The 13,126-nt window shown below is 50.2% G+C and carries 13 protein-coding genes; all 13 read right to left on the bottom strand.

Features of this window, described 5'->3' with window-relative positions:
- Positions 1 to 195 precede the first annotated feature (195 nt).
- Positions 196 to 1,608, bottom strand: coding sequence for a phage tail fiber protein (locus LA04_RS14475; protein WP_047652160.1), 1,413 nt, complete (start codon positions 1,606 to 1,608; stop codon positions 196 to 198).
- A 56-nt stretch (positions 1,609 to 1,664) separates the two neighbouring features.
- Positions 1,665 to 1,904 carry a phage exclusion lipoprotein Cor gene (gene cor / locus LA04_RS25030; protein WP_072015538.1) on the bottom strand — a complete coding sequence of 80 codons (240 nt, stop codon included), beginning with the start codon at positions 1,902 to 1,904 and terminating at the stop codon, positions 1,665 to 1,667.
- A gap of 108 nt (positions 1,905 to 2,012) precedes the next feature.
- Positions 2,013 to 2,687, bottom strand: coding sequence for a hypothetical protein (locus LA04_RS23685; RefSeq protein ID WP_047652159.1), 675 nt, complete (start codon positions 2,685 to 2,687; stop codon positions 2,013 to 2,015).
- Positions 2,687 to 2,989 (bottom strand): hypothetical protein, encoded by a 303-nt coding sequence (locus LA04_RS23680; protein ID WP_072015537.1) that lies wholly within the window; start codon positions 2,987 to 2,989, stop codon positions 2,687 to 2,689. The genes LA04_RS23685 and LA04_RS23680 overlap by 1 nt, the downstream gene beginning before the upstream one ends.
- On the bottom strand, positions 2,989 to 6,174 hold the full coding sequence (locus tag LA04_RS14465; protein WP_047652158.1) for a host specificity protein J: 3,186 nt from the start codon (positions 6,172 to 6,174) through the stop codon (positions 2,989 to 2,991). The genes LA04_RS23680 and LA04_RS14465 overlap by 1 nt, the downstream gene beginning before the upstream one ends.
- Positions 6,175 to 6,227: 53 nt before the next feature.
- The gene (locus tag LA04_RS23675) at positions 6,228 to 6,962 is read right to left on the bottom strand and encodes a YnfC family lipoprotein (protein ID WP_235211337.1); all 735 of its coding nucleotides are present in this window, start codon (positions 6,960 to 6,962) and stop codon (positions 6,228 to 6,230) included.
- A 35-nt stretch (positions 6,963 to 6,997) separates the two neighbouring features.
- A complete protein-coding gene (locus tag LA04_RS14460; protein WP_047652157.1) occupies positions 6,998 to 7,588 on the bottom strand; it encodes a tail assembly protein in 591 nt (196 codons plus the stop codon).
- A complete protein-coding gene (locus tag LA04_RS14455) occupies positions 7,588 to 8,310 on the bottom strand; it encodes a C40 family peptidase (protein ID WP_047652156.1) in 723 nt (240 codons plus the stop codon). The genes LA04_RS14460 and LA04_RS14455 overlap by 1 nt, the downstream gene beginning before the upstream one ends.
- A gap of 1 nt (position 8,311) precedes the next feature.
- A complete protein-coding gene (locus tag LA04_RS14450; protein ID WP_047652155.1) occupies positions 8,312 to 9,067 on the bottom strand; it encodes a phage minor tail protein L in 756 nt (251 codons plus the stop codon).
- The gene (locus LA04_RS14445) at positions 9,064 to 9,411 is read right to left on the bottom strand and encodes a phage tail protein (protein ID WP_047652154.1); all 348 of its coding nucleotides are present in this window, start codon (positions 9,409 to 9,411) and stop codon (positions 9,064 to 9,066) included. The genes LA04_RS14450 and LA04_RS14445 overlap by 4 nt, the downstream gene beginning before the upstream one ends.
- A gap of 64 nt (positions 9,412 to 9,475) precedes the next feature.
- A complete protein-coding gene (locus LA04_RS14440) occupies positions 9,476 to 9,832 on the bottom strand; it encodes a hypothetical protein (RefSeq protein ID WP_047652153.1) in 357 nt (118 codons plus the stop codon).
- A gap of 119 nt (positions 9,833 to 9,951) precedes the next feature.
- Positions 9,952 to 12,864 carry a phage tail tape measure protein gene (locus tag LA04_RS14435; protein WP_047652152.1) on the bottom strand — a complete coding sequence of 971 codons (2,913 nt, stop codon included), beginning with the start codon at positions 12,862 to 12,864 and terminating at the stop codon, positions 9,952 to 9,954.
- Positions 12,861 to 13,124, bottom strand: a complete 264-nt coding sequence (locus LA04_RS14430; protein WP_052119553.1) for a DUF1799 domain-containing protein — start codon at positions 13,122 to 13,124, stop codon at positions 12,861 to 12,863. The genes LA04_RS14435 and LA04_RS14430 overlap by 4 nt, the downstream gene beginning before the upstream one ends.
- Positions 13,125 to 13,126: the final 2 nt, after the last annotated feature.

Below are 13,126 nucleotides of genomic sequence, written 5' to 3'. Positions count from 1 at the left end.
ATCCACCGCCACCATTATCCCCAGAATTGATGGCAAATCCGGGGTTACCGTTAATCCCTGGCTGGACTGTAATTGGGCTCGTAATTTTCCCACCCGCTTTCTGATCGACAGTATTTAAGCGCGAATCATCGCCGGCGGCGACCGTTCCCGCCGCTGCGCCAACGTCCCTGGTCGCGCTGTTTCCTAAACCGACCTTTATTCAACTTTATCGGCAGTGAGGGCCTGCTCTGCAGCTCTGTGTTTTTTGTTGTATAAGGAATCAGCCGGCATTTCGACACGAACGGACACAAACTGGTCGCGCGGAATGTCGACAGGATCGCCATTACTCACTCCGTCCTTTTCATTTCTGGCAAATGATGGTGCGTCTGGATGCGTGCGGTGATAGGTTTTCACTAACACTGAACCGGCAGCATTAACCTCATAATCCAGCCAGATCAGGGGCTGTTTGTTGCGGTCTGTGGGGATATCAAAACCACCATTAATGCCGCCCCAGACAGCATCAGAATTGAGTGCTTCGCACCCATCAATGAGATATTGGCCTACATCCAGACGAGTGACCGTAACGCCTTCTGTTTCATCGTTAGTTTCATACCGTCCGTCACCGTAAATCTTCACGATTGGTGACGCGATTTTGATAAACCCGTTGCTATCTACGGTTGTGTTGCTTGTATCACGCACTACGGCGAGATTGTACCAGGACTGAGAGTTGGGGTTATAGACCTTATAACCGAACCCACGTTTACCATTATTGTCGCCATAAAAACCGATTAACTGCATTCGGGCGGCTTCATCGGCAGAGGTAATATCAATCCATGCCCCTACGGCCCCACCTTCAACCTGTCCAGTAATGAAGCCGGTGCTGTTTTTCCAGTAAATGTTCGTCGGTGTATCACCAGGCGCAAACCGTGCTGTCTTTTGTCTTATGGCTCCAATGTTAGTACAGGCCCCCCAGTAATCTCCGGTGGTTGCACCCGTTCCACCATAACGGGTTCCGAGTGGTACCGGATTACCATTATCCGAAACAACGACGCCCCATTCGTCTTTTCGTACGACAAGCGCATGATCCTGCGACGGGCCATAGACGATGCTCTGATCTTCCTGGGTAACGAATGTGCCTAAACCGAGGTTTGTGCGAGCGCCTGATGCGGTTGTCGATCCGGTACCACCCTGGTTAACAGGCACTGCCCCGCCGCTCTTAGTCGCCATATTGTCAGACAGGTATTTCCATGACGGGCCGGTGAAGGTAGTGCCGTCTGACAGCTTCACTGTGATGTTTCCGGCCGCGCTGTAAACCTGCTGCCAATTCTGTTTGTCGTAATTCAGTCCACGTAGCGCTTCAGCACTTTGCGCCACCAGCGCAGCAGTGACCATATTCAGCGCCACGCGCGGGACCGCTGACCAGGCCGCTCCGGATTGTGTCGGCCCGGTAAAGTTGCTGACCAGCGTAAGTTGCGCATTACTCTCTACCGATTTTACGGGCAATGTATACGACACGCCGCCAACAGTGGAGACAATAAAATCACCTGCAGCGAGTTCAGTTGCGAATGAGGTTCCGGAACCGCCAACAATAGCAGACCCGTTTGTCAGGGTGATGGTGCCTGCCGACATAAAATACTCCTGAATTCAGATAATAAAAAACCCGCCTCGGCGGGTTCTTGTTTTGTTCATTTTGTACAGGTCGAGCCGGTAAAGTTGTTTTTACTTACCCATCGCCAGTTGAAAGGATATCCAGCTTTGTATTCAATCTGATTTGCTACTCGCCTCACACCATAGACCTGAACAGTCTGTTCTTGTCCACCGACAACTATTACGGCCTCACATACTGGATTCTGCTTCTCAAGGAGATTGGATGAGCAAGCAGAAAGAAGACTGCAAAAAAGAAACATGACTGATATTTTTTTCATTATTTTGCCCTGAGGTAATTATTTTTATAAAAATTAACCTGACGGGGAGATTAATGAAAATAGATTAAACAGATCAATATCAATACATCGATCGTTTTAAACGATCATTTAATCAAATGCAGCCGTATTGATAGCGGTCAAAGAAATTCCTGTGTTGGTTCCTCCACCTGGTGAGCCAGTTCCGGTAGATGTACCACCTGCGTTTATTCTCGTACTGCCACCATTAAACCTACACGATGAATAGGCATTTATAGTGTAGATAGTTGGGGGCTGAGTGGAGTTATTAACGATAATCGTCTGACCAAGCTGAGCCGGAGCGACAGCCCACGACCCGGACAGTGTCTGGTCAATGTTAATCCCACCACTTGCACCAGGACTCCCCACAGTTTGTAGATCAGAAAGCACCCTTGATTCGTTCGTCAGAACAAGCTTACCGGAGGCATCCCAGATAGCAAATCCCCACGCAGGAAGTGTTTGAGGAAATATTGCAAATACATATGCTGTAAGCGTAAAGCTCTGGTTATAGGGATTTACGCCACTAATATAGACATTTCCTCCGATGCGATATGACATGACGGGTGTCGGCTGCGCCGTATCAGTAGTTTTGATAAACACCATTACCGGATAATCGGCAGGCACCGAAAGATATTGTGCCACCTGTTGGGAGCTGCCATTAGCTGAGGAATTAAATGAGTATTTCCCGTAGAGGCAGAAAGGCGTTGATTGCGGAGTGACGAAGGGATTCCCATTATCCATTAAAATCATTGCGCCAAAGTCAGACACTATGCCTTCTCCATAAAAATGATCAGCTCACATTTTGAGGCTGGATAATTACCAAGCCCAGTGTCAGATGCGGGCGTCACAGTTATTGAGTTACCTGCTGCAACTATTCTGCGCCCTACGCTGTTACCTCCTTCATCAAGAGAAACAACAAAACCAACTTTAAAACCTGTTGGTACAGTGAAACTCCAGGAACCTGAGTTCTGACCTGCTGCAAGTGGAATGCGGCCTACTACCGATACTGGTTTAATGCCATAGTTATTAGGCCTTCCGCTGGCATCCCATGTTTGTATTCCCCATGACATCAGAATACTCCTGTCAGTTTTCCAATCTGTACGCGCAGGACGCCGTTCGCATCCCTGATGCTGTCAGTAACGTTTGTGGTCTTTCTTGCGCCCTGCCCGTCACTGCCGTAGTTTTCCCAAGTACCCCCTTTATCCAGTTTCCATCCGGATTGTCCGGCAACGTAATTATTGGACTGGATGAAGTTGCCGATTTTGGCGTTGCTGATCGTGCCATCCTGAATAAAACCAGAACTGATAAAGACCTGACCATTAACCACCGCGAAAGGTGAATACTGGGTATCACCATTGCCACTCATCAGCACGAACTGATTAGCGTTAAAACCAACACGGGTAACTACCGGTTTCCCGGCCTCAGCAAGCACAGCAATCGACATCCCGGCGTTGTACATCACGCCGTTTATCCTTACCCCTGTTTTGAGGGTGTAGATTGCCGAAGCGCCGGAGGCATCGACGACGGCTGTAAGCTTGTCTTCCAGGGACGCGGTGACGTTGTCGATCTGCGCCTGCACCTGTGTCGACATTTCGGCCATTGCCCTGTCCACCTCAGCAATAGTCGTTTTCACAACCAGAATATCGGCTCGAACCTCTCCGTATTGCGCCCATTGATGTTCAACTGTTCCGTGGTTGGCCAGCGCGTTCTGCATTGTGGCTTCAAGATTGGTATCAATATCGCTGGTCAAGCGGTCGCCGTCGGCCGAGGTAAGGAAATCGTCTGCGATTTCACCCAGATAATCATCGGCGTTATCGTTAGACATCCCCCTGATCCAGTCGGTATAACCGGACTCGTTACCCGTTCTGTCTACCAGTTGCGCGCGATACCAGAACTCCTGCCCGGCTTTTAGCCCGAGCTGGGTATATTCAGTAGATGGATAAGGTACGTCCGATAGCAGCAACGGATCGGAAAAATCGCTGTTGGCCGTGTACTGGATTTCTGTTTTGAGTGTATCGCCGGTGTTTCCCGGGAACCCCCAGTTCAGACGAATACCCCAGTTGATGGCCGTAGCCATAAAGCCCACTGGCTTGGGCGGATTGCCCACTTTGCCGGTCAACGTCTTCTCTTCTGAATATCCCCACCCGGAAGAAATTTCCGCTGCGTTGATAGCTCGCACGCGCACTAGGTACCGTCCGGCGTAAATCCCCGGGACGTCGAATGACGTGGTGGAGCTGCGCGGCACGTTAACCCAGTTCCCGTCGTTGCGGCGCCACTGCGCCTCATAGGCGATGGCATTTTGTGCCTTGTCCCAGCTTACGCGCATGGTTTCGACGCTGATATTTTGCTGAATCACCGAAAACGAGCTGATCGCGATGTTGACTGGCGGCGACTGATTACCTGGAGGGATCACACTAACCGGCCGCTGGTCAATGATGGCACCCGTATCGATTCGGGCGTATTTATCCGGATCGTGATTTGCACCCGTGATGGTATATGTCCCGTCATTGTTATCGGTGACACTTATTACCCGGTACTGCTGCGCATAGAGTTCATCAGATTCAATAACCCATACACCCTCAGCCTGCGGAGGTTCACTAAAGGCGGTTGTCACGGTAACCATTTCGCCGGACAGGGACTGAATCGTTCGGGATTGGGTGATACCCGACGGCAGGTTTACCATTATCCTGTCACCGGCCTTAGCACTTGGCACCCGGTCAAGTTTGAGGACGCGACCATTAACCGCGGATAATCGACCACCTAAATCTCGGCCAGAGATATTTCGGTCAGCGACAGCAATTATGTAGCCAGGCTGAGGGATATTGCCGTCCAGACCAACCTCAAGCGTTACAATCCTATCTTTATTGTTGGTCAGGATCCCCCAGCGCCCTTTTCTGTTAGCCTCTGACTGCCGGGTGCAACCGATGGCGGTGATCTCAAGCTGGTTGAAACCATAGCGCGCCACCAAAGCCTGCTCGAAGACGGGCTCCATTGCATCAGCATACCCATTTGCCGGATCAGACCAGGATACAAGAGCGTTCGTGTAGCGACTTTTGGTTGTGCTGCTGGAATACACAAATTTGCCGTCAACGACATTAGCTTGCGTGTAGGTAAAATCGACATCTCTGGGCATGTCTGCAAGGGCAACAATCTGGTCGTCTCCCCAGTAGGTCATGCCTCGGAAAATGGCGGCGAAGTCACGCAGGACGGTGTAAGCGTCATTCCGATCCTGAATGTATACGTTGCAGGTGTAACGAGGTTCAGTTCCGCTCCCCCCCTTACCATCCGGTACCGGTTGATCACAATACTGAGCGACCTGATAAAGCGTCCATTTGTCGATATTGGCTGCCGTTAGCCGATTACCAAGGCCGAAGCGGTCAGTGACCACCAGATCGTAAAATATCCACGCAGGGTTATCCGTCCATGCCCACTTAAATGCGCCCGTCCAGGTGCCGCTGTACGTTCGTGTTTCAGGGTCATAGTTATCGGGCACACGAATAACTCGCCCGCGAGGCTCGCAGGAAATTTGCGGTATTGAGCCGTTGAACTGGCTCGAATCAAATTCGATGTACAGTAGCGCGGTGTTCGGATAGCGCAGTTTGGCGTCAATCACCTCAGTGAAGCTCTGCAGCGTCATCGTGTCGCCGATCTTCGCGCTGTTTGCATCAGAGGTAATCTTACGCAAGCGGATTGTCCAGGTGCTGCCAGCCTGAGGTAAATCGATACGGTGGCTGCGTTCGTAACCTGATGTCGTTTTGCCGGTCACGCTGGTATTGAGTACCGTCTGCCATGTGCCGCCGTCCGTCTGCAGGTCAATCGCATAATTAACCGAGTAACCGACCAGATCGCCGTCGTCCTCCTGTTTGAAAAGCGAGGGCCATTTTAGACGCAGGCGAACAGCTGAAAGCTGCGTGTTGGTGAACGTGCGCGTCCACGCTGTAGAGCTGGAAACGTCGGAACCTACATTGATTTCATTTTCGGTACCCGGGATCCCTTGAATGTATTTTTGCGCCTGAGTTCCAGAACGAAACTCCCACGCCACACCGCTGAAGTTCTGTGAACCATCTGCGTTCTCAAGTGCGGTGCCATCGAGATAAATATCGCGCGCAGTAAGGCCACCAGCAAACTCCCCCTCTCCCAGCGCGAGAAGGATTTTTGCCTTGGCTACTGACTGCAGATCGTCTGGCTGTTCTGTAGGAGTTCTTGAGCTTGAACTGCCGCCCTTGCGGCCTTTAATAGCGGTTGCTATAGCCATATTGCGCCCATAAAAAAAGCCACCCGGAGGTGGCTTATTGAAATGTGTTTAATCTAGTAGAATTCAACTTTCGTATTCGCTGTCATTAGTACTGGCTTCGGCACAGGATTCCCTGCGCTCTGCATTCTTACTTTACATATCTCAGGAACAAGCTTTTCGCTATAATGACAAGTATTCGTTGCTGTATAACCATCCGAGTAAACTGATGTGTTTATAATTTTATAATCAAGAGGCTTCCTGTCTTTATCAACATAAGATATTTCGTTTTTAGAGAGGACCTTTCCAGAACCATAAAACTCAGAACGTATCAAATTAGAATTATCATCATAAAAATGCTCAGATATTTTCTTACCTAAATAATAGGTATCTTTAATTAAGCCATTCGAGTAAAGACTATATCGCAACTCGTCACCATTTTCATTTTTACTCAAAATATTACATTTTTCATCGAGCTGTATAGAGAAAGGCTTACCATCTCTCTGGCCAACAAGACTTCCATTGCTATTTTTTAGATTTGTTTCATGACCAGACGAAACGTTATCAAGATCTAAGCTTTCGACACAACCATTCTTAGCTAGTCTGATGGCGATTTTATAAGTGACCTTACCATTTTCTTCAACATCAGTATCTAATGATTTGACAGCTCCTTTAACTGGATTGAAATCAAACATAGTAGATAAATTATAGAGGAGAGGTATGTAATGGTTATCAGCTAAAGCCATGCCTGAAAATAAGGAAGTACAAAGGAAAAGAGTAGATATTTTTTTCATTTTTGAATCTAAGCTCAAGTTACCCCATATTAAGTAAGCCCATTACAGCATGCTTACTGCTGATCTTCAACATAGATACCTGCGGAGATGATCGCTCCACCGATGCGGCGTTTGCCGTAAAGGAGCGGCACAGGATTACCCTGGGCTGTCGTATTGGTTACTCCACCAAATGCGTAGCTGGCCTTATTGTCTGCCGATTGCTTGCTGGCTAGTCCTGTTGTCTGTGGAGAAAGCATTTGAACGACACCGCCAAGGGCCATCGCAGCGCCAAATTGCATTAGAGGAACGCCGACAGCACCACCGCCAAAGTATGACGCCACAGCACCAACTGCGACCAAAGCCACGCCTAAGATGGTCTGGAATACTCCACCACGTTTACTCCCGAGGATAACCGGCGCAATACGGATATCAGCACTACTCTGATCCATAGAGAGTTCGTCATCGTTCAGGTTACGCTTTCCACTGAATACAGCGTAAGTAAGCCCACGCTGCTTGCTGGTATTCAAAAACCGCTCGAAGCCTGGCACGATAACGCACAATGCGCGGATGGCTTCTTTTGGTGAGGCAACCGAAAGTTGGAATTCGCGGCCAAACGTAGTACCCAAAACACCATATAGGCGAACAGTACGGACGGATTCGCACATTATCCCTCCTGCATGATTAGGCTTTTATGCCTGACAATTTTCATGGTTCTCTCCATCCAGTAACCTCCATATGGCACACGTTGACTGAGGTGACCATAAAGATGATGGAGAAGCATGTTCCCCTCCAGTAAAATCCCTGAATGGTTCCACTTATTCGATTCCACCTGCATGATGATTAAATCGCCCGGCATTGGTGATCCACTGAATTCTCGGAACCCACATTCGTACCAGCAATCCTGATAGAAATTATCCGGATAGGAGTCCTCCCACCACGGATAATCAACACGGTAATCCTGAAGTTCGACATCATGCTCCTGCCGGAAATAGCTCATCACCAGCCCCCAACAGTCGTAGTGTCCGAGCACAAACGGGCGCCCGAGCAGCGGCAATTCTCCGCGGGGAGTAATGGTACGAAAGTCTCCTTCCGGCCAACTGACAATATGCCAGGGCAGCAACGTTGCATCGCATTGAGCCTTGTCCAGTTCGCTTGGTTGGGTCGTCGCGTCAGGGTGACTATGTACGATTCCCGTTATCGTCCCCCAGTCTTCAGCAGCGGCGTAATCCTCTGGTGAAAGGTGAAACTGTTCCGTTGGTTCAGCAGCCAGATTACGGCATGGGAAATAGCGTTCCACCCGGCTTTTCTGCGCTATCACGCCGCAGCATTCGTGGGGATAGTCTTTCGCAGCATGCGCCAGGATGTCCTGAATTGTTTTCTGACGCATGTTAACTCCTGATCAAAGATGTTCCTGGAAAACCACCGAAAGGAAGTTCATTGTGTTCACCAAACCGAAGCTTGCAGGCGGTGAGCGTGCCGCTACATTCATCCAATGAGGGATCGCTTACCGGATTGTTGTTTCTGTCGAAGTAAAGCGTGCCGGCATAATCGCACCCATCGCCGGTGCGGTACCTATTCCGGATGCACCATGTGCAAAGGGAATGCAGCTGTCTGGTCGGAATCATTAATCCCTGCAGATCCATCGGGCTGGTAAGAACAAACTCGATACTTTCACCGGGAAGCTCGCTATTTTTACCGTCGATATAGAAAACCCGCTTCCTCACCTGCAAGGGATCTGCTGTTGGATTTCCATCAGGAAAATTACGCGCATCCAGGTAATGCGCAAAAGTGTCATGAATCGTAACTTTGGCCTGCAGCATATCGTCATAGGCCAGACAGAGCGCAGTGATAGAGCTGTCAATGTTGGCAACAGTGAGCGTCGGCTGGGCGCTACTGCCATCGGTTGACGCTTCCAGTCCCTCGAGCTTATATGGCCAGGCACCATACTCTTCGCCCTGCCACCAGATACTCTTCGCCTTTAACTTTGATTCGTCGCCACCAGCAGCCGCAATCTCTTCTTCAGTATGCGGGAGGTTATAAGCGTGAAAGCGCAGAACGTCGTCCAGACCAAACACAGAACCGTCTACCTCAAGAAGACGTATTTTTTCACCAGGTTCGAGGCGTTGATAATCTTCAGTAATCATGGTGCGTATGCCTGTTTGAAGGTTGCTTTTATGGTCATCACTTTGCTGGATAGCGGCTGGGCTTTAATGGAATCAGCTTCAATCCGGTATAAACCGATTTCGCCAACAGGAGACGTCCAGATAAAGGATTTTGTGATGTGCTTGCGGCAAAAACTCAGCGCATCGAGCATCTCTGCCTTTTTTCCCGTTAAGGTCATCGGCCATGACTGTTTTCCAGGATTGATGCCTTCACCGACGATCTGTTCAAAGCCGTCTCCGAAGGATGCAGAGCGTGTTGCGTAAGTGAACTCCCCTTCCATTCCCGCTTGAATCTGGGTTCGCCAGGTAAATGTTTCGATCGCCACCTTTCCTCCGGGCATAAAAAAACCCAGCGAAGGCTGGGTTAATCACGTGAGATCCTATTTATTATTAAAACGATTCCACAGTCGAAATTCGGTAGACATAAGGCCCACGTTGCGATCCGTTCTCGTCAATTTCGTTGTATGTAATGATGCCGTCAACATTTAGAGGGACATCCAATACATCAATTGTGGCTATGTTTTTGTGGATTGTTGACCCCCAATCAAGAAGGGCTAAACCTTTCCCAAATTCTTCCATTACAAATGGGTATCGTTCGACTCCCCATGCCTCGTAGTTTTCTACAACGCCAAAACCGAAGGAAGCATTGTCATAATTGAGTTTTTTGTCATTCAGAACTGGAGAAACGAATGAAATACTCGATTTTTCATCCCCGACCCATAGAGCCGTCACCTTAACTGAAGCCATTTCGTGTCCCTTAAGCCATTAATTTCAGTGACATAATCATACCAGTCAAAATGCCCGGATGGTGGTTATTTATGGCACGATTACCAAAAAGGGATATAACAAATAACGGTCACTATTCATCATCTCGATCTCGTCGCATTCCAGATTAGACCACCAGGCTGAAGCTGTTTGGCAATTCCAGTACGAACAGACTGATCGATGGTCTGTTTGTAAGCCCGAGAAATAGCATCGTTATTGCCGGAAGTCTGCTGGTGAGTGTTCTGGTTTTGAACGACCACGGAAGTTTGAACGGTTACGCCGCCAGCTGCATTCGATTGCAGCCCATACATTGGGGCTGTGCCAACATAACCACCGTTTGCATACCCCTGAGCTCCACGCATAAGCGCATAGAGATTGCCAACACCTAATGCACTTGTCGCTTCCTTCGTAAACACAAACTCACCGCCGTGTACAACGCCTTTCGGTTGGTATTTACCGCCATCTCCCGTGTAGCCGCCTCCATCAAAACCGGGGACCAAACCACCACCTGAGAAACCAAAGAACGCGCCGATACCGGTTCCACCAAACGCTGACTTCATTCCATTAACCAGAGCCAGTTGGGTCAGCATCTGGGCGATGCCCTTGAGGAAAGTGGAAAGGAAATCTGAGAAGTTAGATTTACCTGTTGTGAAGAAATCAGTCAGGGTGCTGGCCATGCCGGTGAATGCGTTGCTGGTAACCGTCTGCACCTGGGAGTAGACATTGGTCGCGCTGTCTTCGAAATCAGCCCAGCCCTTTTTCGCGCCGGTCAACCAGTCGCCACGCAACCTGTCCTCTGCATCATAGTAATCATTCGCCGCTTTAAGCTGCTTCTTATATCCGCCATCATCCAGCGAACCACCTGAATTTTTCCAGCCGGCGGCGAGCTGGCTCTTTGCCAGCTCTCGCTGCGCCTGGCGGTCACTCATCCCCGCGCCACCCAGTAATGCGGCCTGTTTCTCAGCCATCTGCGTGACGTATTTCTGCGAGGTATCCATGCGCTTGTTCAGCAGTTCCTGCGCGGAAATCTGATCACCCAACAGGGCTTTCTGCCGCGCTAACTGCAGCGCCTGGTCTTTACTCGCCAGCAGGGATTGTTCCTGCTTTGTCAGTGAACGTGAACGCAAGGCCTCCTCCAGCACCTGAAATTTCGCTTCAGTCGTCCACAGATCTTTGCGCTGCTGGCTGATGGTGTCGTTCAACCCTTTATGCTGCTGCAGCGCGCGTAACTGTGCCTGAAGCGCCAGTAACTCGGCCTGAACAGCATCCGTGCTGCGATCGCCAGCCGATATAGTGCCCTGCTTTCCGGTTTTCGACTTTTTGCCAAAAGCAGCGACTTCTTCTCGATCCTTCTGTGTGGTCGCGGTTTTTATCTTGCGGGTGGTATCAAGGTATTTACTTGCACTAATGTCTGCGGCATCCCAGTCTTTTTTCAGCTGAGAAACGCTGTCGCCATAAGCACCGGCCATTTGTTCGTTATAGTCCTGCCATCCCTGCAGAGTATCTGTTTTCGCCCAGTCAGGAACGAGATTAATCGCGGCAGCGATAGAGGAAGAAATGATCTGGTTCAGCTTCTGGAAAACGATCGCTACGCTGTAATAAATTGCGTTGAATTCCTTCAGTGTGTTTGATGCCAGCTCTGCTACCCACTGACCGATATTCTGCATGGCCTCAGATGCCCAGTCTTTGATATCCAGCCACAGGCGACCAAACGGCGTCAGCGAGTCATAAGCCTGCTCTCCGCGCTCAGCCATTGTGTCGCCAAACAAATCCATGGCCTGTGTAACTGCAGCAGTCTGGTCCTTCTGCTTCACCAGCTCATCAATATGCTTAAGCTGCGAAACAGTCAGGAAGTTGTATTCTTCGTTTAGGCTCTGAAGGGCTTTAACAGGGTCTTTTTCGATGTCCTTATAGGCTTTGGTGATGTCCTGCGCTGAGACTATACCGGTCTGAACCGCCAGCGCCGTGGAGCCTGCTGCTTTTTCAAGTTGCTGCTGTGTCAGCGATCCCATGCCAACCAACTCAGTCATCAAACTCTGAACGGTTCCTACAGTAGCGCCAGTAGAGGCAGCAATAGACTGGGAGGAAGCCATAACCTGGAGCGCTGAAGTGCCAGCAATGTTGCCTGTCCTGATAATGGCCTTGTTAATTTCGTCGTAGACGGTGAAGTAGTCCGCTCCCGCTTTTGCCGCAATCAGAACGGCACCAGCCAAGCCACCAATGGCCACTCGGGCAGGAGTCACCATCGACAACATCGCTTTCAGAGCATTGCCTACACCGCCAAACGAATCGCGCAGCTGGCCGCCCTGCTGAATGGCTACCATATAAACCGGCATACCGGACGCCAATGAAGTTACGATGTCGGTCATTTGCATTGGTAGATAACGCATCGCGTTGCGGTATTGCCCCGCGCTAATCGCTCCTGACTTCCACGCTTCCTCCTGCTCTTTCAGTCGGGAGATCATCGCTGCAGCACGATCGGAAACGCCAAGTTGGGCTGCTTTTAGCTCTAACAGTTCTGCGCGCGTTTTTCCGATTGCTGTGACCTGCTCCTCCAGCGAATCGATAAAGGTTTTGCCCGCTGCAGCTGCCCGCTGCGCTGCCTGAGCCTGTTCAATGCGAGCCCGCCCCTCTGCGGTCTCAGACTCCATTACCTGTGCCAGTTTAGCCCGCGTTGTTTCAAGCACACTGTTGTAACGAGTAAAGTCCTCGTCTCCCACCAGCCCTTTACCGCGAAATTTCGCCAGGCTCTCCTGGATAGTGTCCAGCTCATCCAGCGCCTTGTTTACCGGACTAATTTTATTCAGCAGGTTCTGCAGTTCCTGACGCTGCTGCTTCAGGCTTTCGCTGTTCTTCTTCTGGTTATCGATGCCGGTGCGGAACGTACTGTTAAGGTCATCCGCTTTACCTGCCGCGGCGGACGCAGTCTCCTGAAAGCGATCAAGTGCCTGATTACCGCGCTCCAGCTCACTGGTATTTACGCGCAGGGAAATCGTGGCGATGTCGTTACTCATTCCGCCCTCTCTTTATGCATAACTTTTAGTGCGGCGCTCTCCATGATTCGGATGTCCGAAAGCGCGGTTGCCTCGTCGTCAATGTTGTGCAGACGCATTAACCAGGGCAAAACGTTGTAGTCGAGTCCGGATGGCCCGCCCATTCCCGTTCGCCATTGCGTACTGACAGCCTGAAACACCAGAAATGAAGGCCATACATCTGGCCAGACGTCGATGTATTGATCGTCGTAGTCATCCGGCGTAAGCCCGTAAGGCGCCAGTT

Origin of the sequence: Enterobacter sp. UCD-UG_FMILLET, from assembly GCF_000762975.1 — a bacterium.
GTDB lineage: Bacteria > Pseudomonadota > Gammaproteobacteria > Enterobacterales > Enterobacteriaceae > Enterobacter > Enterobacter dykesii.
The sequence above is the reverse complement of the archived record's forward strand: the minus strand, read 5'-3'. Positions and strand labels throughout refer to the sequence as shown.